General features: G+C 72.5%; 15 protein-coding genes. 10 read left to right on the forward strand and 5 right to left on the reverse strand.

The genetic code is table 11. From position 1 onward, the window contains the following. Positions 1–54: 54 nt before the first annotated feature. Complete coding sequence (locus ACIBTS_RS30380; protein WP_319675350.1) at positions 55–2,772, reverse strand: lysylphosphatidylglycerol synthase transmembrane domain-containing protein; 2,718 nt, start codon at positions 2,770–2,772, stop codon at positions 55–57. Between the two features lie 186 nt (positions 2,773–2,958). Between ACIBTS_RS30380 and ACIBTS_RS30385 the strand changes: the two genes are divergently transcribed. From ACIBTS_RS30385 to nudC, 5 genes are all read left to right on the forward strand, one after another. Further along, positions 2,959–3,345, forward strand: a complete 387-nt coding sequence (locus ACIBTS_RS30385; RefSeq protein WP_319345860.1) for an MGMT family protein — start codon at positions 2,959–2,961, stop codon at positions 3,343–3,345. A gap of 159 nt (positions 3,346–3,504) precedes the next feature. Beyond that, positions 3,505–6,825, forward strand: a complete 3,321-nt coding sequence (locus tag ACIBTS_RS30390) for an ATP-dependent helicase (RefSeq protein ID WP_399323557.1) — start codon at positions 3,505–3,507, stop codon at positions 6,823–6,825. 44 nt (positions 6,826–6,869) lie between these two features. Next, positions 6,870–10,430, forward strand: a complete 3,561-nt coding sequence (locus ACIBTS_RS30395) for a UvrD-helicase domain-containing protein (protein WP_399323559.1) — start codon at positions 6,870–6,872, stop codon at positions 10,428–10,430. A gap of 10 nt (positions 10,431–10,440) precedes the next feature. Further along, positions 10,441–11,853, forward strand: coding sequence for a dipeptidase (locus ACIBTS_RS30400; protein WP_399323561.1), 1,413 nt, complete (start codon positions 10,441–10,443; stop codon positions 11,851–11,853). A gap of 155 nt (positions 11,854–12,008) precedes the next feature. Next, positions 12,009–12,953, forward strand: coding sequence for an NAD(+) diphosphatase (gene nudC, locus ACIBTS_RS30405; RefSeq protein ID WP_399323563.1), 945 nt, complete (start codon positions 12,009–12,011; stop codon positions 12,951–12,953). A gap of 62 nt (positions 12,954–13,015) precedes the next feature. Here nudC and ACIBTS_RS30410 read toward each other — a convergent pair whose 3' ends face one another. Then, a complete protein-coding gene (locus tag ACIBTS_RS30410) occupies positions 13,016–13,753 on the reverse strand; it encodes a hypothetical protein (RefSeq protein WP_399323565.1) in 738 nt (245 codons plus the stop codon). 243 nt (positions 13,754–13,996) lie between these two features. Then, positions 13,997–14,254, reverse strand: a complete 258-nt coding sequence (locus ACIBTS_RS30415; protein WP_079659806.1) for a mycoredoxin — start codon at positions 14,252–14,254, stop codon at positions 13,997–13,999. Positions 14,255–14,450: 196 nt separating this feature from the next. Here ACIBTS_RS30415 and ACIBTS_RS30420 point away from each other — a divergent pair, with 196 nt between their 5' ends. The 5 genes from ACIBTS_RS30420 (at position 14,451) to ACIBTS_RS30440 (ending at position 18,397) form a co-directional block, all read left to right on the forward strand. Next, the gene (locus ACIBTS_RS30420; RefSeq protein WP_399323567.1) at positions 14,451–16,655 is read left to right on the forward strand and encodes an ATP-dependent DNA helicase UvrD2; all 2,205 of its coding nucleotides are present in this window, start codon (positions 14,451–14,453) and stop codon (positions 16,653–16,655) included. A gap of 210 nt (positions 16,656–16,865) precedes the next feature. After that, positions 16,866–17,183 (forward strand): hypothetical protein, encoded by a 318-nt coding sequence (locus tag ACIBTS_RS30425; protein WP_399323569.1) that lies wholly within the window; start codon positions 16,866–16,868, stop codon positions 17,181–17,183. Between the two features lie 176 nt (positions 17,184–17,359). Then, on the forward strand, positions 17,360–17,728 hold the full coding sequence (locus ACIBTS_RS30430; RefSeq protein WP_019072119.1) for a WhiB family transcriptional regulator: 369 nt from the start codon (positions 17,360–17,362) through the stop codon (positions 17,726–17,728). After that, positions 17,725–18,048 carry a hypothetical protein gene (locus ACIBTS_RS30435; RefSeq protein ID WP_399323571.1) on the forward strand — a complete coding sequence of 108 codons (324 nt, stop codon included), beginning with the start codon at positions 17,725–17,727 and terminating at the stop codon, positions 18,046–18,048. The genes ACIBTS_RS30430 and ACIBTS_RS30435 overlap by 4 nt, the downstream gene beginning before the upstream one ends. A 136-nt stretch (positions 18,049–18,184) precedes the next feature. After that, positions 18,185–18,397, forward strand: coding sequence for a hypothetical protein (locus ACIBTS_RS30440; protein WP_399323572.1), 213 nt, complete (start codon positions 18,185–18,187; stop codon positions 18,395–18,397). Positions 18,398–18,418: 21 nt separating this feature from the next. On the opposite strand, the gene ACIBTS_RS30445 is transcribed toward ACIBTS_RS30440, so the two are convergent. Both ACIBTS_RS30445 and ACIBTS_RS30450 read right to left on the reverse strand, forming a co-directional pair. Continuing rightward, positions 18,419–19,807, reverse strand: a complete 1,389-nt coding sequence (locus tag ACIBTS_RS30445) for an ABC1 kinase family protein (RefSeq protein ID WP_399323574.1) — start codon at positions 19,805–19,807, stop codon at positions 18,419–18,421. Continuing rightward, positions 19,800–21,014, reverse strand: coding sequence for a TOMM precursor leader peptide-binding protein (locus ACIBTS_RS30450; protein WP_399323576.1), 1,215 nt, complete (start codon positions 21,012–21,014; stop codon positions 19,800–19,802). The genes ACIBTS_RS30445 and ACIBTS_RS30450 overlap by 8 nt, the downstream gene beginning before the upstream one ends. Positions 21,015–21,189 lie beyond the last annotated feature (175 nt).

Here is a 21,189-nt window from a genome sequence, read left to right on the forward strand (position 1 = left end):
CGCGGGCACGCGCGCGGGGCGCGGGCCGTACGAGGTACGGGCGCTCACGCCCTGTTACAGGGCGCCCTTGCGGCTCAGGTGGTTGAAGGCCAGCCAGCCCGGCAGCACGGGCAGCCACAGCGTCAGCAGGCGGAACAGCAGCACCGCGGGAGCCGCTACCTCCTTGGGCAGTCCCACCGCGATCAGACCGACCGTCAGGGTCGCCTCGACGGCTCCGACTCCGCCCGGCGTCGGGGCGGCCGAGCCGAGTGCGTTGCCGGCGAGGAAGACGACGGCGACGCTGGCGATGCTGAGCGAGGTCGACTCGTCGCCGAACGCGCGGATCGACGCGTCCAGGCACATCACGAAGCAGGCGGTGAGCAGGAGCATGCCGCCGATGCCGGTGACCAGCTTCTGCGGCCGCTGCAGCACGTCCAGCATGCGCGGCACGACGCCCGCGAACAGCGACCTCACGCGCGTGACGACGAACTTCCGCAGGAACGGCACCGACGTCACCACGAGCACGAGCACCGCCACCGTGAGCAGACCCGCGATGACCGTGCGGGACGGCGACAGTGACGGCGTCTTCTCGGTGCCGGTGAGGTAGCCGAACGACAGCAGCATCAGGATGTGGCAGCCGAGCCCGAACAGCTGCGAGGCACCGACGCTGGCCACCGCGAGGCCGGGCCGCACCCCGGCGCGCTGCAGGAAGCGCGTGTTGAGGGCGACCCCGCCGACCGCGGCCGGGGCCACGATCTTCACGAACGACCCGGCGACCTGCGCGGCCACGGTCCGCGGGAACGGCACCCGCTCCGGCACGAACCCCAGCAGGCTCATCGCCGCGGCGACGTAGCTCAGCGCCGAGAAGAACACGGCCGCGGCGACCCAGCCCCACTCGGCGTTGGCGACGAGCGGACCGAACTCGATGTGGGTGAGCTGCGTCAGCAGGAAGTACGCACCGATGGCTCCGGCGATGAAGCTCATCAGGGTGCGCGGCCGTACCCGCTCCAGGCGGGCCGGCTCCACCGGTGCCTGGGGCCGGATCAGCAGCACCTGGTGCCGGATCTGCGTCAGCAGGTCCTCCTCGCGTGCCCCCTCCAGCGCCTCGTCGATGGCCCGCTTCTCGGCCCGCGCCTCCGCGCGGACGGCCTTCTTGTCGGGTCTCTCCGGGGCGACGGTCTCGATGTCGTCGCCGGTTGCCTCCAGGCGGGCCTGCTTGGCCTGCTGAGAGGCCTCCAGGACCGCCTCGCGTTCGCGCTGCGCACGCTCGCGTGCCAGTCGGCGCAGCGTCGCGCGCGTGGAGCGGGTCAGTGCGATGGGCTGGAGCATCGGCAGACAGTCCGCGACCGCGTCCGGTCCGAGCACGCCCACCGCGGAGGCCACCGCCCGTTCCGCGCCCACCCGCAGGCCGAGCGTCGTCACCAACTGGGCGACGTCCATCCGCAGCAGCAGATCGCCGGCCGCGATCTCGCCGCCGCGCAGATCGGTGAGGATCACCGTGCCGGAACGATCCACCAGTATCGCGTCACCCGCGAGCCGACGGTGCGCGATGCGCCGCGACTGCAAGGACCGCACCTGGCGCCAGGTGTTGCGCAGCAGGTCGTCGGTGATCTCCTCGTCCGCCAGCGAGTCGAGCGTGCGGCCGCCGGTGTGCTCGTAGACGAGTATCACCGCGTCGGGGCCGAGTTCGGAGGTCGCGATCAGCTTCGGCGCGTTGGCGCCGGCCGCGATGGCCGCGTAGGCGAGCAGCGCCTCCTGCTCCAGCGCCTGGCGCAGCGACTGCAGGCTGCTGCGGGTGGCGAAGCCGCGCAGGGTCAGATTGCGCCATGCCCGGTAGAAGAACCCCTGGGCCTGCTGTTCCCGGTCGACGACCGTGACGTCCAGCGGCGGACCGTCCTCCAGGGTGACGAAATAGCGTCGGCCGCGGTCGCCCTCCGCCGCGTCCGGGCTGTCCTCGCGGGCCGCGCTCACCGGGCGGAAGCCGACGTGGCGCAGGCCCGCCATCAGCGTCCGCCCTGTGGGGCGCACGTTCGGCGAGCCGACCGCGTACAGCGTGCCGTAGGCCACCGTCCAGCCGATCAGCACGGTGAGGATGATCGAGAACGGTGTCGTGTAGCCGGTGACGAGCATCGAGAAGGCGTCGAGGAGCAGCACGATCCACAGCACCGAGCGCCAGCGCGGCCGACGGGACATGCCGACGGCCGTCATGTACGCGATGACGGGCGCGAGGTAGCCGTGCACCGGGTCGGTGAGGGCGTGGATGTCGCCGGGGGAGGGCTGGGTGAGGGCCTCCTGGATCGAGTCCGGCGCGGCCTTCGCGACCCATAGGTCGGTGGCGAGGGTCACACCGTGGGCGAGGACCGCGGCGAGCACACCGTCGGCGATGCGCAGCCCGTCCCGTTTGATCAGCCGTTCGATCGCGAACGCGACCGGCACCAGCAGGATCGCGATGCTGGACGCCAGACCGGCGATCTTGATGAGGAGATCGGGGGCCTGCCCGGTGCCCTTGTTGATGTCCTGTTCGAGCCCAGAGGTCGTTCCGTGTGCGAACGCGGCGATGGCCAGGAGCAGGATGACGGCGAGCACGCCGACCAGCAGCCGCATGAGGTCGGAAGGGCGGTGCACGCGCGCGGGGAGCAGCGGTTCGTCGCCCTCGACCTCGTCGATGTGCACCTCTTCCGGTGTCTGTTCTTCCCGTGCTTCCCGGCCCTGCGGTTGTTCGGCGATGCCAGGGCGCGACGCGGCCTCGGAGGCGTCCTCCGCGCCCTCAGGCTGCACACCCTGCTGCTTCATCGTCTCTTCTTGATCTCGTATCACCGGTCACCGCTCGCACGATGGTGGCATGCCCCACCGACACACGGGGGCATCAGGGTGCAAATGCGGGGGCGCACAGTCTGCCCGAAGCGCCGCCCGGGGGCGAGGGTCACCCGGGGTCGCGGGCTCGTCGCATTGTCGGTGGGGTGGGGCAGGATGGGGCGGATGAGCGAGCAGAGCCTTCCGGACGACGCCCGCCCGGAGTACACGGACGCGCTGCCGGAGTACGCCGAGCGGGTCCTCGAGGTCACGGAGCTGATCCCGCCCGGGCGGGTCATGACGTACGGGGACGTCGCCGAATGGCTCGAGGAGGGCGGCCCCCGACAGGTCGGACGTGTGATGGCCCTCTACGGGGGCGCTGTCCCGTGGTGGCGTGTCGTGCGCGCGGACGGGGTGCTCCTGCCCGGGCACGAACTGCGGGCGCTGGACCACTACCGCGCCGAGGGCACGCCCCTGAAGCAGGCGAGCAGGGCCGCCGAGGGCCATGTGCCGCGCCTCGACATGAGGCGGGCGCGGTGGGACGGCGGCGAACGCACGGAAGGTCACACCTGACAGCTTCCGCCATCGGAGGCGCCTGAGGGGAGCCTTGGGCCCGTACGAGGGAAACCGGCGAAACCGGGCACGTCGGTGGCATGACGTACGTTCGAGGGGCGCGGGGCGCAGAAGGCGGCCCCCGGCCAACCAGCACACCCACCAGGACCGGCGAACCACGTGAGCTCCTCTTCCTCCACCAGGCGCCTGTCGCACCCCCAGGGGCGACAGGGGAACCGTGGCGCTTACCGACTGGTGCATACCCCGCCGGCCCGGGTGGGTCCCCCTTGTCTGGACGCCGCCCAGCGCTCCGTGGTTGACCACGGGTCCGGCCCGCTGCTCGTTCTCGCAGGTCCGGGCACCGGGAAGACGACCACGCTCGTCGAGTCCGTGGCGGCCCGGATCGCTCGTGGCGCAGATCCCGCGCGCGTGCTGGTCCTCACGTTCAGCCGCAAGGCGGCTGTCGAGCTGCGGGACCGGATGGCGCTTCGCATGGGCGCCGCCCGCGCGCCCCAGGCGACCACCTTCCACTCCTACTGCTACGCCCTGATCCGCGCCCACCAGGACGCGGACCTGTTCGTGGAACCCCTGCGGCTGCTGTCCGGCCCCGAGCAGGACGTGGCCGTCCGCGAGCTGCTCGCCGGACAGCTCGACCTGCAACGGCTCGGCCTCGCGCATGTGCGCTGGCCGGACGAACTGCGCGCCTGCCTCACCACCCGCGGCTTCGCCGACGAGGTCCGCGCGGTCATCGCCCGCAGCCGCGAACTGGGCCTCGACCCCGTGGCCCTGGACGCGTTCGCCCACCGCATCGGCCGCCCCGACTGGCGTGCCGCGGCCGCCTTCCTCGCCGAGTACCTCGACGTGCTCGACCTGCACGGCGTGATCGACTACGCGGAACTCGTGCACCGCGCGGTCCTCCTCGCCCACCGCCCCGAGGCCGCCGAGCGGCTCGCCGCCCAGTACGACGCCGTGTTCGTCGACGAGTACCAGGACACCGATCCCGCCCAGGTGCGCCTGCTGCACGCCCTGGCCGGCGGCGGCCGCACCCTGGTCGCCTTCGGCGACCCCGACCAGTCGATCTACACCTTCCGGGGCGCCGACGTGAACGGCATCCTGGACTTCCCGCAGGCCTTCCCCCGCCCCGACGGCCGTCCGGCTCCCGTCGAGGTCCTGCGCACCTCCTGCCGCTCAGGCGCGGCCCTGCTGGCCGCAACCCGGCTGCTGACCCGGCGGATGCCCCTGACCCGCCTGCCGGCCGAGAAGGTCCGCGCCCACCGTGAACTGGCCGCCGCACGCGATGGGGGCCGCGTCGAGGTCTACACGTACCCGACGCCCGGCACCGAGCTGGACAACGTCGCCGACATCCTGCGCCGAGCGCACCTGGAGGACGGCGTGCCCTGGGGCGAGATGGCCGTCCTGGTGCGCGCGGGCTCCCGCACGATCCCGACGGTCCGCCGCGCCCTCACCGCCGCGGGCGTCCCCCTCGACATCGACGGCGACGACCTCCCCCTGCGTCACGAACCGGCGGTGGCCCCCCTGCTGACGGCCCTGCGGGCGGTCGCGGAGGCGTCCGTACGGCCGCAGGAGGACTCCGACGACGTCCGGGCCGACGCTCCGTGCCTGCTGGACACCGAAACCGCCCTCACGCTCCTCACCTCACCCCTCGCCGGCATGGACGCCGCCGATCTGCGCCGACTCGGACGCGCCCTGCGCGAGGAGGAGCGCGCCGCGGGCAACCCGTTGCCGCCGCCCTCCGACGAACTGCTCGCACGCGCCCTGGCCGAGCCCGAGCGGCTGGTCGCCCACGACCCGACGTACGCGCGCGGCGCCCAGCGCCTGGGCGCGCTGCTGGCGACGGCCCGTGAGCGCCTCGCGCGCGGCGGCACGGCCGAGGAGGCCCTGTGGGACCTCTGGGACGGCACACCCTGGCCTGCGCGCCTGGAACGGGCGGCCCGGCGCGGCGGGGCGGCCGGCCGCAACGCCGACCGGGACCTGGACGCCGTGTGCGCACTGTTCGCCACCGCCGCGCGCGCGGAGGAGCGCACCGGCGGCCGGGGCGCCCTGAACTTCCTGGCCGAGATCGAGGCCGAGGACATCGCCGCCGACACCCTCACCCGGCGTGCCGTGCGCCCCGACGCCGTACGCCTGATGACCGCCCACCGCGCCAAGGGCCTGGAGTGGAGCCTGGTCGTCGTGGCAGGCGTCCAGGAGGGCCTGTGGCCGGACCTGCGGCGCCGCGGCTCCCTCCTGGAGGCCGACCGCATCGGCCGCGACGGACTCGCCGAGCCGCTCACCCCGGGCGCGCTGCTCGCCGAGGAACGCCGCCTGTTCTACGTCGCCGCCACACGCGCGCGGGAGCGGCTCGTCGTCACCGCCGTCAAGGCGCCCGCCGACGACGGCGACCAGCCCTCCCGTTTCCTGACCGAACTCGGCGTCGAACCCAAGGACGTCACGGGCCGTCCGCGCCGCCCCCTGTCGGTCGCCGCGCTGGTCGCCGAACTGCGTGCCACGACGGTCGACCCACGCGCCTCCGCCACCCTCAGGGAGGCCGCCGCCCGCCGCCTGGCCCGGCTGGCCGCGCTCGCCGACGAGGACGGCAGGCCCCTGGTGCCGTCCGCCCACCCCTACCGTTGGTGGGGCATGTTCGAGCCGACCGAGAGCAAGGTTCCGCTGCGCAACCGAGACCAGCCCGTCGTGCTGTCCGGCAGCGCCCTCGACCAGCTCGCCAACACCTGCGCCCTGCAGTGGTTCCTGGGCCGTGAGGTGAAGGCCGACGCCCCGGCCACCGCCGCCCAGGGCTTCGGCAACGTCGTGCACGTCCTCGCCGACGAGGTCGCCTCCGGGCACACCCCCGCCGACCTCGACGTCCTCATGGAGCGCCTCGACTCCGTGTGGAACGCCCTCGCCTTCGACGCTCCGTGGAAGTCCGCGCAGGAGAAGGCACACGCGCGTGCGGCACTCGAACGCTTCCTGAAGTGGCATGTGATGGACCGCACGGGCCGCACCCCGGTCGCCAGCGAGCACGACTTCGACGTCACCCTCGAAGCGGGCGACTACGAGGTCCGCATCCGCGGCCAGATGGACCGCGTCGAGGCGGACGGCGAGGGCCGCGCCTATGTCGTCGACTTCAAGACCGGCAAGCAGGCGCCGACCGCCCGCGAGGTGGAACGCCACCCCCAGCTCGCCGTGTACCAGCTCGCCGTCCGCGAAGGCGCCGTCGACGAGGCCTTCGACGGCGTACGGCCTGCACCGGGCGGCGCCGAACTCGTCCAGCTGCGCCAGGGCGCCGCCAAGCGCGACGGGGGCGAGCGCCTGCCCAAGGTGCAGGCGCAGGAAGCCCTTGAGGGCGCGGCGGGGGAGTGGGTCGGCGACCTGCTCGCCACGGCGGCAGGCAAGGTCCTCGACGAACGGTTCACGCCGACCGCCGGCCAGCAGTGCACCCACTGCGCGTTCCGTGCCTCGTGCAGCGCCCGGCCCGAGGGACGGCACGTCGTGGAGTGACCGCCGGGTCCTCGGCTGTCAGTGCCCGCGGTTAGCCTCTCCCCATGCCCGCCCGTATCAGCGATCCCGAGCAGCTCAAGGAGCTCCTCGGGATCCCCTTCACCCCGGAGCAGACGGCCTGCATCACCGCGCCGCCCGCCCCGCAGGTGATCGTGGCCGGCGCCGGATCGGGCAAGACGACGGTGATGGCCGCCCGCGTGGTGTGGCTGGTCGGCACCGGCCAGGTCGCCCCTGAGCAGGTCCTCGGCCTGACCTTCACCAACAAGGCCGCCGGAGAACTCGCCGAACGCGTCCGCAAGGCCCTGCTCAAGGCGGGCGTCACCGACCCCGACGTCATCGACCCCGACAACCCGCCCGGCGAGCCGGTGATCTCCACCTACCACGCCTTCGCGGGCCGTCTGCTGAGCGACCACGGCCTGCGCATCGGCCTGGAGCCCACCTCCCGCCTGCTCGCCGACGCCACCCGCTACCAGCTCGCCGCGCGCGTGCTGCGCGAAGCCCCCGGCCCCTACCCCTCGCTCACCCGCTCCTTCGCCGACCTGATCAGCGACCTCCTCGCGCTCGACGCCGAACTCGCCGAACACCTCGTCCGGCCCGAGGACCTGCGCGCGTGGGACGCCGGGCTGCTGCGCACCCTGGAGGGCGCCAAGCTCACCAACGCCGACCTGCGCAAGGTCCCCGAGACCGCCGCCGCGCGGCGCGAGCTGGCCGACCTGGTGCTGCGCTACCGGGCCGCCAAGCGCGAGCGCGACCTGCTCGACTTCGGCGACCAGATCGCCATGGCGGCCCGGCTCGGCCAGGTCCCCGAAGTGGGCCCGATCCTGCGCGACGAGTTCCGCGTCGTCCTCCTCGACGAGTACCAGGACACCTCCGTCGCCCAGCGCATCCTCCTGGCCGGCCTGTTCGGCGGCGGCACCGGCCATCCCGTGACGGCCGTCGGCGACCCCTGCCAGGCCATCTACGGCTGGCGCGGCGCCTCCGTGGCCAACCTCGACGACTTCCCCGAGCACTTCGCACACACCGACGGAAGCAGGGCGCGGCGCCACTCGCTCAGCGAGAACCGCCGCAGCGGCGGCCGCCTCCTGGACCTCGCCAACGGCATGGCCGAGCCGCTGCGCGCCCTGCACGCGGGCGTGGAGGCGCTGCGCCCGGCCCCCGGCGCCGAACGCGACGGAGTGGTCCGCTGTGCCCTCCTGGCCACCCACGCCGAGGAGATGGACTGGATCGCCGACTCCGTCGCCCATCTCGTGCGCACGGGCACGCCGCCCGGTGAGATCGCCGTCCTGTGCCGCACGGCCACCGACTTCGCGCAGATCCAGGGCGCGCTGGTGGCCCGGGACGTCCCCGTCGAGGTCGTGGGCCTGTCCGGGCTGCTGCACCTGCCCGAGGTCGCCGACCTCGTCGCCGTCTGCGAGGTGCTGCAGGATCCCGGCGCCAACGCCTCCCTGGTGCGGCTGCTGACCGGCCCGCGCTGGCGCATCGGCCCCCGCGACCTCGCCCTCCTGGGCCGACGGGCCCGACTGCTCGTCAGCCACGCGCGCGGCGACGGCGACGACGACCCGGACCGCCGCCTCGCCGAGGCCGTCGAGGGAGTCGACCCGTCCGAGGTGATATCGCTCGCGGACGCCCTCGACACGTTCCTGGAGTCGCCCCTATACGGCGCGGACGGAGCGGGGGAGGACGACGGACTGCCCTTCTCGCCGGACGCGCGCGTGCGGTTCGCCCGGCTCGCCACCGAACTGCGCGACCTGCGCCGCTCCCTGGCCGACCCCCTGATGGACGTCCTGCACCGCGTCCTCGCCGTCACCGGCCTCGAGGTCGAACTGTCGGCGTCCCCACACGCCCTGGCAGCCCGCCGCCGCGAGACCCTGTCCAACTTCCTCGACATCGCCGCCTCCTTCGCCGCAGGCGAGAACGAGGCGAGCCTGCTCGCCTTCCTCGGCTTCCTGCGCACCGCCGCCCAGTACGAGAAGGGCCTCGACAACGCCCTCCCCGGCGGCGAGAACACCGTCAAGGTGCTCACCGCGCACAAGTCCAAGGGCCTGGAGTGGGACGTCGTCGCCGTACCCGGCCTGGTCAGCGGCACCTTCCCCAGCGGCCAGGGCCGAGAGAAGTGGACCGCGCAGGCCAAGGTGTTGCCGCACGAACTGCGCGGCGACGCCGACACGCTCCCCGACCTCGACTCCTGGGACGCACGGGGCATGAAGGCCTTCCACGAGGCCATGAAGGACCACCAGCACACCGAGGAACTCCGCCTCGGCTACGTCACCTTCACCCGCCCCCGCTCCCTGCTGCTCGGCTCCGGCCACTGGTGGGGCTCCACCCAGAAGAAACCCCGCGGCCCCTCCGACTTCCTCCAGGCCCTCCACGACCACTGCGCGGCCGGACACGGCGAGATCGAGGCCTGGGCGGACGAGCCGGAGGAGGACGAGGAGAATCCCACCCTGCACCGCGCGAGCGCCGACCAGGTCTGGCCGCTCCCCCTGGACGACACCGCCCTGGCCCGCCGTCGCGCCGCCGCCGAGACCGTCCTCGCCCACCTGCACGACCTCGCCTCGCCCGGCGACGGCCCCACCGCCACCCACGATCCCGACACCTACGACGACCCGGACTGGCCCGCACCACCCGGCGAGGACGAGCTCGCCCACGGCGACGAGCCGCCCTACGACGAGGCCGCTCCCTTCGAGGACGACGCCTTCGAGGACGACCCCGGCGACTGGGACGAGTGGACCGCAGACCGCCCCGCCGTCCCGCACCAGGCCACGGCCCCGAAACCCCCCGTCGCGCGCCCCCGCGCCGCCCACCCGCGCCGGAGCTCCCTCACCCCCGAGGAAGCCCGCACCGTCGGCTCCTGGGACCGCGACCTCGACGCGCTGGCAGGCGAGCTTCTGCGCGCCCGCCGGAGCGTCACGGACGTCCGCCTGCCGACGACCCTGACCGCCTCGCAGGTGCTGCGTCTGGCCGCCGACCCGGACGGTCTCGCGCAGGAACTCGCGCGCCCCATGCCGCGCCCCCCGCAACCGGCCGCGCGCCGGGGCACCCGGTTCCACGCTTGGGTGGAGGCCCGCTTCGAGGCGTTGACGCTCCCCCTGCTGGAACCGGACGAGCTGCCCGGCGGCGACGCCGAGACCACCGACGCCGAGATCGCCGACGAACGGGACCTGGAAGCCCTCAAGGAAGCGTTCGAACGCACCGAGTACGCCCACCGCACGCCCTACCGCGTCGAGACCCCCTTCCAGCTCGCCCTCGCCGGCCGCGTCGTGAGGGGCCGTATCGACGCCGTCTACAAGGAGGGCGACGGCGACGCGGCGACGTACGACATCGTCGACTGGAAGACGCACCGAGCCCGCACCGCCGACCCTCTCCAGCTCGCCCTCTACCGGCTCGCCTGGGCCGAGCAGCAGGGGGTGCCCGTGGAATCCGTCACAGCGGCGTTCCTGTACGTGCGCACCGGTGACGTCGTACGACCGGAGGGTCTGCCCGATCGTGCCGCGTTGGAGCGCCTGTTGACGGGGGAAGAGGGCGCCGGCGGCGACCCCGGGGGACCGGTCGGGCAGGTAAACCCTGCGCAAGGGCCCGGCGAGGATGTCGGTGCGGGCCGATAGGCTCGTGACCATGAGCCATCCCGTTGACAGTGCCGTCAGCGCCGTACGCACGTACATCGAGCAGCACCGCGCCGCCTTCCTCGACGACCTCGCCGAGTGGCTGCGCATCCCGTCGGTGTCGGCGCAGCCCGACCACGCGCCCGACGTACGGCGCAGCGCGGACTGGCTCGCCGCCAAGCTCAAGGAGACCGGCTTCCCGACCGTCGAGGTCTGGCAGACGCCGGGCGCCCCGACCGTCTACGCCGAGTGGCCCTCCGGCGATCCGCAGGCCCCCACCGTCCTGGTCTACGGCCACCACGACGTGCAGCCCGCCGCCCGCGAGGACGGCTGGGACACCGACCCCTTCGAGCCCGTCGTCCGCGAGAACCGCCTCCACGCGCGCGGGGCGGCTGACGACAAGGGCCAGGTCTTCTTCCACACCCTGGGCGTGCGCGCCCACCTCGCCGCCACCGGCCGGACCGCCCCGGCCGTCCACCTCAAGCTGCTGATCGAGGGCGAGGAGGAGTCCAGCTCCCCGAACTTCCGAGCGCTCATCGAGGAGCGGGCGGGACAGCTCGCGGCGGACGCCGTGATCGTCTCCGACACCGGCATGTGGTCCGAGGACACCCCCACGGTGTGCACGGGCATGCGCGGCCTCGCCGAGTGCGAGATCCGCCTCTTCGGCCCCGACCAGGACATCCACTCGGGCTCCTTCGGCGGCGCCGTGCCCAACCCGGCCACCGCGGCGGCTCGCCTTGTGGCCGCCCTGCACGACACACACACGCGCGTGGCCGTCCCCGGCTTCTACGACGGCATCGTCGAACTCACTGATCGCGAGCGCGAGCTCTTCGCCGAGCTCCCCTTCGACGAGGACGAGTGGCTGCGCACCGCCAGGTCGCACGCCACCCACGGCGAGGCCGGACACACCACCCTGGAGCGCATCTGGGCCCGCCCCACCGCCGAGGTCAACGGCATCGGCGGCGGCTACCAGGGCCCCGGCAGCAAGACGATCATCCCGTCCTCGGCGTTCGTGAAGCTGTCGTTCCGGCTGGTCGCCGGCCAGGACCCCGACCACATCGAGAAGGCCGTCCGCGCCTGGGCCGAGGAGCAGGTGCCCGCCGGGATCCGCCACGAGATCGCGTTCAGCCCGGCCACGCGCCCGTGCCTGACCCCACTGGACCACCCGGCCCTTGAATCCGTGGTCCGCGCCATGGGCCGCGCCTTCGAAGGACCCGTCCGCTTCACCCGCGAGGGCGGCTCCGGACCCGCCGCCGACCTGCAGGAAGTCCTCGGCGCCCCGGTCCTCTTCCTCGGCGTCTCCGTGCCCTCGGACGGCTGGCACGCGCCGAACGAGAAGATCGAGCTGGACCTCCTCCTCAAGGGCGTCGAGACCACCGCGTACCTGTGGGGCGACCTCGCCGAGAGCTGGCGTCATGCGCCCTGACGCCCGCGCTCGGTCCGGAGGGGACACGCGCGCGGGGCACACTGGACGGACCGGCCCGCACCGCGAGACCTCACCGCCACCGGTCGTCCCCTGCCGTACGTCCCGCTGAACCGCCCGCCGAAACAACCGTTCCACCGGGGGAGTTGGAAGTACCCGTGACCACTTGGACCGACCAGAACGCCGATCGACCCGTTTCGCTCACCGCGCCCAGCGGCATCGACCGGGCCGCCCACCACCGGCTCGACGAGGCCTGGCTCGCCGCGGCGTGGAGCCACCCCACCACGCGTTGCTTCGTCGTCTCGGGCGGCCAGGTCCTCATCGACGAGACGCCCGACGGCCGCACCGAACTCGTCATGACCCCGTCGTTCGAGGCGCCCCTCACCGAGGCGCACCGCTACTTCCTGGGGACCGACGAGGAAGGCGTCAGCTACTTCGCCCTCCAGAAGGACGCCCTGCCCGGCCGCATTGACCAGTCCGCGCGCCCGGCCGGACTGCGCGAGGCCGGCCTGTTGCTGGCGCCGCGCGAAACGGGCCTGATGGTGCACGCGGTCGGCCTGGAGAACTGGCAGCGCACCCACCGCTTCTGCTCCCGCTGCGGCGAGCGCACCGTGATCGCCGCCGCCGGCCACATCCGTCGCTGCCCCGCCTGCGGCGCCGAGCACTACCCGCGCACCGACCCCGCGGTGATCATGGCCGTCACGGACGAGGAGGACCGCATCCTCCTCGGCCGCCAGGTCCACTGGCCCGAGGGCCGGTTCTCCACCCTCGCCGGCTTCGTGGAGCCCGGCGAGTCCATCGAGCAGTCCGTGCGCCGTGAGGTGTTCGAGGAGGCCGGCATCACCGTCGGCGAGGTCGAGTACATCGCCAGCCAGCCCTGGCCCTTCCCGTCCAGCCTCATGCTGGGCTTCATGGCCCGCGCCACCTCCACCGACATCAACGTCGACGGAGACGAGATCCACGAGGCCCGCTGGTTCTCCCGTGACGAGCTCGGCGTCGCCTTCGAGTCCGGCGAGGTGCTGCCCCCGTACGGCATCTCCATCGCGGCCCGGCTGATCGAGCTCTGGTACGGCAAGCCGCTGCCGACCCGCAGTTTCATCTGAGAACGACGTAGAGGTGGCCGTCCCGGCCCGGGGACGGCCACCCCCGGGTGCCCGCGGCGCTCCTACTGCGGTCGCATCAGGTGCAAGTCCTCACCCCATGCGTCCAGTACAGCGCCGTGCCCGGCTCTCCGGGCCACTGCCTCGACCTGGGCGAAGAGATGACGCTGTGTGGACACGTCGCCCGTTCCCGAGACGCGGTCCACGGCGTCGAGCAGCATGCCGGTGTCCCAGCCGGGCAGGGGGAATCGGGCGAGCTCCCATTCCAGGTACTTGTTGTAGGGGCGGGGGCGGCGGTCGAGAGCGAAGAGCGACTCCAGCAGAAACCGGACGCTGTCGGCGGCGTCCAGACGGGCCGCGAGCGCCTGCCCGTCACGGTCGTTCTTGACCGAGCGGTAGAGGGAGTTGGCGTAGGCGTCGAGCCATCCGCCCGCCTCCTCGAAGGCTTCATCGGCGTCGAGCCGTGCCTTGCCGGCCAGGATCTCGGCGATGCCTCCGTCGAGCCGGTCGAGCACGATCCGGGCGCGGGCGAGGGCGTACCGCTCGAAGCCGGGCATTCCGGCGGCGCGGAACTCGTCGAGGGAGAGGACGACGAGGTCGAGTTGCGGGGTGCGGTGCCCCGTGAACCGGGTGAGGGCCGTCGTCGCACCATCGGCGAGGACGACGTACAGGTCGTGGTCGGAGTGCTCGGTGAGCATGCCCTCGTGGGCCCGGGAACCCTTGAGGACAAGGCCGACGACAGCTGGATCGGCGGCGGCGAGTTCGACGAACGCCTCGTAGGCGAGGGGCTGCTGAGCAGTCATTGCGTGATCTCCGGTGGAGTGATGACGGGCATGCCGACCGGGCGGCCCCGAAGTCATCGGGGACACCCGCACCGTCTGCGGCAGCGCTCGGCCGCCGCCCGGAAGATCAACGCACGTGCGGACTCTACCGCCGGGCCGGCCGAGAGGTCTCGCGTTCGGCCGCCTCCGGTACGCACGTACGCCCAGGGAGCATGAAACCCCCGACCAGCACCAAGGCCGGTCAGGGGTTTCGCGTCGAAAGGGTCAGGCGCCGAGTGCCTGCTTCACCTGGGCAAGGCTCGGGTTGGTCATCACGACCTCGGCCCCACCGTTGGCGGGAACCACCTGCACTGTCGGCACCGTCTGGTTTCCGCCATTCGCCTTCTCCACGAACGCCGCGGACGCCGGGTCGTGCTCGATGTTGATCTCGGTGTATCCGATGCCCTCGCGGTCGAGCTGCTTCTTCAGCCGCTGGCAGTAGCCGCACCACGTGGTGCTGTACATCGTCACAGTGCCCAGCATGTCTCTTGTGCTCCTTCGGCGGGTCGGGGGTACAGGCGGTCGCAGAGGAGAGAACGTACGCCGAAGAGCCACCATTCCCGAGAGGCGCTGTGCGGCGCGAAGGCCGAAGGTGACGCTCGCCGCATTAGTACGACTGCGAGGCCCCGCCTGTGGACAACCGGCCCGCCCGTCTCCGCCGACCTGGCAGCATGGCCATGTGACAGCAGCAACGCACTCCCCCCTTTTCCCGCAGGTACCGGACTCGGCCGACGCGGTGCTCGAAGGGCTCGACCCCGAGCAGCGCGAGGTGGCGACCGCCCTGCGCGGCCCGGTGTGCGTGCTGGCAGGAGCCGGCACGGGCAAGACGCGGGCCATCACGCACCGCATCGCCTACGGGGTGCGGGCCGGCATGCTGCACCCCTCCAGTGTGCTCGCCGTCACCTTCACCAACCGGGCCGCCGGGGAGATGCGCGGCCGGCTCCGCCAACTCGGCGCCCAGGGCGTCCAGGCCCGCACCTTCCACTCCGCGGCCCTGCGCCAGCTGCAGTACTTCTGGCCGAAAGCGATCGGTGGCTCCCTGCCCCGACTCATCGACCGGAAGATCCAACTCGTCGCCGACGCGGCCGCCGCCTGCCGCATCCGTCTCGACCGGGGTGAGCTGCGGGACGCCACCGCGGAGATCGAGTGGTCCAAGGTCACCCAGACCGTCCCCGCCGACTACGCCCTGGCCGCCGCCAAGGCGGGCCGCGCGATCCCCCGGGACCCCGCCGAGATCGCCCAGCTCTACGCCGCCTACGAGAACCTCAAGCGGGAGCGCGCCGTCATCGACTTCGAGGACGTCCTGCTGCTGACCGTCGCCGTCCTCCAGGACCGGCACGACATCGCCGAACAGGTCCGCGCCCAGTACCAGCACTTCGTGGTCGACGAGTACCAGGACGTCAGCCCCCTCCAGCAGCGCCTGTTGGAGCTGTGGCTCGGAGATCGGGACGACCTGTGCGTGGTCGGCGACGCCAGCCAGACGATCTACTCCTTCACCGGCGCCACCCCCGACCACCTCCTCGACTTCCGCACCCGCCACCCCGGCGCCACGGTCGTCAAGCTCGTCCGCGACTACCGCTCCACCCCCCAGGTCGTCCACCTGGCCAACGGCCTGCTCTCCCAGGCCAGGGGCCGCGCCGCCGACCACCGCCTGGAGCTGGTCTCCCAGCGCGACCCGGGACCCGACCCCGGCTACACCGAGTACTCCGACGAGCCCGCCGAGGCCGAGGGCGCGGCCCGCCGCATCCGCGAGCTCCTCGACGCCGGTGTCCCGGCCGCCGAGATCGCCATCCTGTTCCGCACCAACGCGCAGTCGGAGACCTACGAACAGGCCCTGGCCGACCTCGGCATCCCCTACCAGCTGCGCGGTGCCGAGCGTTTCTTCGACCGCCCGGAGGTGCGCAAGGCCGGTGTCGCCCTGCGCGGCGCGGCCCGCTTCGGCGGCAACGACACCCTCCTCGAAGACGCCGTCGACCTGCCCTCCCAGGTGCGGGCCGTCCTCTCGGGCGAGGGCTGGACGTCCCAGCCGCCGGCCGGTTCCGGAGCCGTCAGAGAACGCTGGGAGTCACTGGCCGCGCTGGTCAACCTGGCCCATGACTTCTGCGCCGCCCAGCCCGGCGCCACGCTCGCCGACTTGGTCGCCGAGCTCGACGAACGGGCCGGCGCCCAGCACGCCCCGACCGTCCAGGGCGTCACCCTGGCCTCGCTGCACTCGGCCAAGGGCCTGGAGTGGGACGTCGTGTTCCTGGTCGGCGTCGCCGAGGGCATGATGCCGATCACCTACGCCAGAACCGACGAGCAGATCGAGGAGGAGCGCCGGCTCCTCTACGTCGGGGTCACCCGCGCCCGCGAGCGCCTGCACGTCTCCTGGGCGCTGTCCCGCTCACCCGGCGGCCGCCCGAGCCGCCGCCCCAGCCGCTTCCTCGACGGCCTGCGCCCCGGTTCGGGCGTCGCCGTCGGCCGCGTCGGCGCCGGTGGCGCCGGAGGAATCGAGCGCGGCTTCACCGGGACCGCCGTGGGTGCCCCCGTCGTGCCGCGCCGGACCCAGCGCACCCCCGCCCGCTGCCGGGTCTGCGGACGCACCCTGACCGACGCCGGCGAGATGAAGCTGATGCGCTGCGAGGACTGCCCGTCCGACATGGACGAGGGGCTCTACGAACGGCTTCGGGACTGGCGCGCGGCCCAGGCGCAGCGCGGCGGCCAGCCGGCGTTCTGCGTCTTCACCGACAAGACGCTGATGGCGATCGCCGAGGCCGTCCCCGACGAGGAGGGCGAGCTCGCGCGGATTCCGGGAGTCGGCATACGCAAGCTCAACCGCTACGGAGCCGACGTCCTGGCCATCTGCGCAGGCCAAGACGTCGGAGGAGACGAAGACAGCGGCTGAGGAACAGCGCATGGGGGACGGATGGAGGGAGGACGGGGAACTGATCCGAACTCGTCGGAAAAATAGTTTGCGCATGCCCCGGCAATCCCCATAGGTTCTAAGCCACGGGGACGGCGGCCTTCTCGAAGGCCCTGATTCCGTGCTGTACTTGCATATCCGTCGGACTGGGTTCACCCCGGTCCCCCGAGACGCCGAGAGGAGGCGATTCCAGTGATCATCACCAACAGCAGCTCCACCGCCAAACTGAACGATCGCTCTGTCGTCTCCACGTGCATGCTCGGCACCTCGGTCCTGGGCACCGGTCTGTCCGGCATTCGTGCCGACCGGCTGGCGTCCTCCTCCGTTGCCCCCGCGGGTCTTCCCGTCCGCGAGCGCAATGAGCGACCGACCAAGGCACTGGAAGCAGTAGGGGCACAGGCGCACGCCTATGCCTTTGCGGCAGCCGGTGCCGGATCCCGGAAGCAGACGACGCAGCACCACCTGATGTGGGCCTTCCGTGGGCCAGAACCCTGGAGTGATCCAGCCTGATCGACAATCAGGCCGGCGCCTTCAGGGCCGCGGAACCCCACCCGGGATCCGCGGCCCTTCTGTTTGTCCTCCCACGGGGACGACGGAGCGAAGGGGCCTCGGGACAAGAAGAGAACCCGGTACCAGCCGCCACTCGGCCCCACAGGGCCGGACCGACCAGACGAGGAAGACGAACCGTGCAACTCGAAGCGCACGCCCCGTCCGTACCGCCTTCCGAAACGATCCCCCCGCCCGGCCTCACGGAGGACTCCACCTTGACCCCGCTCACGGCGCTCACCGCGCTCGACGACGCCATCGAGAACCTCGGCGTACCCGTCCCCTGCCGCTCCTACGACCCGGAGGTCTTCTTCGCCGAGTCGCCGGCAGACGTCGAGTACGCCAAGTCCCTCTGCCGCACTTGCCCGCTGATCGAGGCCTGCCTCGCCGGCGCCAAGGAGCGGCGCGAGCCCTGGGGCGTCTGGGGTGGCGAGCTGTTCGTCCAGGGTGTCGTCGTCGCCCGGAAGCGGCCGCGTGGTCGCCCGCGCAAGAACCCGGTCACGGCATGAACACCACAGGAACGATCGACCGCCCCCTCACGCAAGACCCCAAGAAGCAGGCCCCGATGAAGCCGTTCACCAGCGAGCCCGCAGGCTCCGCGACCGAAGACATCAGCACCACCGGCGCGTACGACTCGCGTCAGAACAGGACCCGCGAGATGCAACTCATCCCAGAAGCCCTGGCTCGTGCGCATATGCACGACCGACTGCACGAGGCCGAGCGGGAACGCCGGGCCCTGCGCCTGGCGACCGCTCGCCGGATGCAGGCTCGGGCCGAGCGCGCCTCGCTGCGCGCCCGCCGGGCGCTCGCCATGGCCGTGATGCAGTAACCACGCACACCTGAAGCGGTGGCCTTCCCACAGAGGGAGGCGAAGCTCACCCCGCGGGGGTCGGTCCGTCCGAACGGACCGACCCCCGCGGTGCGTTGTACGGCCGATCCGCCGCCGCAGCGCTATCGTCCCGAAGGTGACGAGTCTTCCCGGAGACAGTGACCGAGGCGGTTCCCCGACGGAACCCCGCCCTCTTGTGTGCGCCCGCTGCGGCACCCGGGCGGAGCAGCCGCCGCCCGTCCCGTGGACCTGCTCCGTGGAGAACGGCGCCCGCCGCTACTTCTGCGAGGCCTGCGCCCGCGAGAACCTCAGGGCGATCGAAGGACGACTGGACTCCGCCTGGTGGTGAGGTGCGTCACAGACGGGTGCCTCAGGCCTCCGCCACCGACCCCTCCGCATCCAAGGCTTCCAGTGCTTCCAGGACCTCCTCCGCAAGGAACCCGGGCAGCCACTCCTCCAGCTCCTCGCGCAGCCGCACCGTGGCGCCGAGTTGGCACAGCACACCGATCGTGCTGAGCGTCACCCGATGTATCAGCAGGTAGGCCGGCGGGAGGTTGAGCTGCTTGCCCAGCTGGTGGGCGGGGGAGCGGGGGTCGGCGATCCGGGCCGCCTGGCTGCGCATCCAGCCGCGGGTGAACGTGAACTCCTCCACTCCGGCCGGCTCGATGATCGGCAGCAGGTAGTCGAGGACCGCGTCGGGATCCAGCTCGATGGATTCCTTGACGAAACCCTCCGTGCGGAGGAGTTCGTAGACCTCCTCCGCCGCACCGTCCAAGGTCATGCGCAGGGACCGGCCGATGGGATCCGGCAGGCCGCCGGGGAGCCGGTCCACGGTTCCGAAGTCCAGGACGCCCAGCCGCCAGTCGTCCTCGCCGTCCGGTCCGCCGGGCAGAAGGCGGAAGTTGCCGGGGTGCGGGTCGGCGTGCAGCAGACCGGTGCGGGCCGGACCGGAGAACAGGAAACGGGACAGCAGCTGGCCGGCACGGTTGCGCTGCTCAGGAGTGCCGTCGGCGATCACCTCGGACATGGGCACGCCGTCGATCCACTCGGTGATCAGTACCTGGTCGCACTGGTGGACCACCGCCGGGACCACCACGTCGGGATCGTCGCAGAACTCCTCCGCATGGGCCTGCTGGGCCTGCGCCTCCAGGCTGTAGTCGAGTTCCTCGGAGACCCGGTCCCGGAGCTCGGAGATCAGCGGCTTGACGTCCATGCCCGGGATGAGGGGGCCCAACAGGCGGGCGAAGCGGCTGAGTTGGTTCAGGTCCGACAGCAGCGCCTCACCGGCCCCGGGGTACTGGACCTTGACCGCGACCTCCCGGCCGTCGTGCCACACCGCTCGATGCACCTGACCGATCGAGGCCGCGGCGGCCGGCTTGTCGTCGAACTCCAGGAACAGCTCGCGCCAGTCTGCTCCGAGCCGGTCCGTGAGCACGGAGTGCACCGTGCGGGTCGGCATCGGCGGCGCCGCGTCCTGGAGTTTGGTGAGGGCCGCGCGGTACGGGCCGGCGACCTCCTCGGGAAGCGCCGACTCGAAGACGGACAGGGCCTGCCCGAACTTCATCGCACCCCCTTTCAGCTCGCCCAGCACCTTGAAGAGCTGCTCGGCGGTGCGCTGCTGCAGCTCGCGGCCGACGATCTCCGCGGACTCGCCCACGATCCGCTTGCCCAGACCCCAGGTCGCCCGCCCGGCGAAGCCGAGCGGGAGCGCGGCGAGCTTGGCGGTTCGGGTAACCGCCTTCCGGGGAAGATCAGACATGCGCCCTCCAGGTCCCAGCCAGCCGCGCCGCGTCCGTCGTACGGCGTAACTCCGTCGATTGCCGTTGCTCTGCCATTGTCGCGTGCGATGCCTCGTCCTCGGAGGTGTGTTCCCGCTTACCTTTCTCCGCGGCCCCGCACGGACAGTCCAAGTGGGGCCATACCGGACGCGCGTGCCACTGGAGGGTGGGAACGAAGACCTCCCAGCGGGCGCCCGTGCTCGACGGGGTCCGGCCGTCGAGGAAGGTGAGCGCGTGGGCGGCCGCGAGCCCGGCCACGGTCATGGCCAGCGTCACATCACAGGCCCGCGCCGCGCGTTTCCTCCCGGAGTGCCACTGCGCGACCAGGCGAGGCCACGCCGGGTCCCGGTCGGTGCGCTCCTCCTGCAGGCACCCGGCGCAGCCCGTCTCACCCGGCAGGACGAGCGGCCCGACAACGCCCGTTCCCTCCACGACCCCCGCATAGAGGTGCGGTGTGCCGGAGGCGATGAGGGGCTCCGCCGCCGAGGGATCGGGCGCGTGCACGGACACGTCGTCCCGTGGGGCGAGGATCACCAGGGAGAAGCCGGGGGTGTCCGGCTCGGCCGGTGACCTTGTGCTTCTGCGGGGCGGGCGGTCCGGGGCGGCCCGGCGTACGGCGCGGCGGGCCGCCTCGTCCCGACGCTCGCCGACCGCCTCGGCGGGCAGGCCGCCCGGCGCGACGTCCTGCGGCTCCACCCGGCCGCCGTCGCGCACGTCCACCTCGCCGATCCCCGCACCCGACAGCAGCGCCGCCAGTACCACGCCGACCCGGCCCGCTCCGCGTACCTGGACCCGCAGCCGGCGTCGGGCGGTGAGCTGCTCGATCGCGTCTCCCGGATCGGAGGTGATGAGGGACAGCGCGGCCAGGTCGGGGCGCAGCCGGTCCAGGACCGCCGTCTTCTCCCGCAGGGCCGCGGCTTCCGGCCCGCCGCCGCGCGCGTCGTCGAGCAGCCCCGCCCGCGCCAGCCGCTCCACCAGCCGGTCGACATGCCCGTCGGGCAGGTCCATGCGGCGGCCCTCCTCGCGCAGCAGCGCGAGCCCGCGGGTGCCGTCCAGCAGGTCGAGGAAACTGCCCGTCGCCGTGTCCACCGGGCCGAGCGTCAGTGCGTGCGCCGGAGTCATTCCGAACTGCACCGTGTTGAGGTCACGCCAGCCGCGCCGCAGCGCGGGCTTCACCATCGGATGCATCAAAGGCCCCCGTATGCCTGGAAACTCCCCGTCACGTCGGCGGAACGAGGGGCGTGGGGTCCTCCTCGCTCCGCCGACGAGTGCCAGCATGCCCGGACCCGTCCGAGCCTGCCGAAAGTTGTCCACAGGCAGGGGCGTTCATCATATAGATCCATCGTATGAGGCGAATGCGGCG

The organism is Streptomyces sp. NPDC050121 (genome assembly GCF_044460385.1).
GTDB classification, from domain to species: domain Bacteria; phylum Actinomycetota; class Actinomycetes; order Streptomycetales; family Streptomycetaceae; genus Streptomyces; species Streptomyces soliscabiei.

Excerpts from the sequence above, each read along its gene's own strand:
- ACIBTS_RS30380 (WP_319675350.1), bottom strand. The coding sequence starts at position 2,772 with ATGAAGCAGCAGGGTGTGCAGCCTGAGGGCGCGGAGGACGCCTCCGAG.
- ACIBTS_RS30385 (WP_319345860.1), top strand. The coding sequence starts at position 2,959 with ATGAGCGAGCAGAGCCTTCCGGACGACGCCCGCCCGGAGTACACGGAC.
- ACIBTS_RS30395 (WP_399323559.1), top strand. The coding sequence starts at position 6,870 with ATGCCCGCCCGTATCAGCGATCCCGAGCAGCTCAAGGAGCTCCTCGGG.
- ACIBTS_RS30400 (WP_399323561.1), top strand. The coding sequence starts at position 10,441 with ATGAGCCATCCCGTTGACAGTGCCGTCAGCGCCGTACGCACGTACATC.
- ACIBTS_RS30410 (WP_399323565.1), bottom strand. The coding sequence starts at position 13,753 with ATGACTGCTCAGCAGCCCCTCGCCTACGAGGCGTTCGTCGAACTCGCC.
- ACIBTS_RS30415 (WP_079659806.1), bottom strand. The coding sequence starts at position 14,254 with ATGCTGGGCACTGTGACGATGTACAGCACCACGTGGTGCGGCTACTGC.
- ACIBTS_RS30435 (WP_399323571.1), top strand. The coding sequence starts at position 17,725 with ATGAACACCACAGGAACGATCGACCGCCCCCTCACGCAAGACCCCAAG.
- ACIBTS_RS30445 (WP_399323574.1), bottom strand. The coding sequence starts at position 19,807 with ATGTCTGATCTTCCCCGGAAGGCGGTTACCCGAACCGCCAAGCTCGCC.
- ACIBTS_RS30450 (WP_399323576.1), bottom strand. The coding sequence starts at position 21,014 with ATGCATCCGATGGTGAAGCCCGCGCTGCGGCGCGGCTGGCGTGACCTC.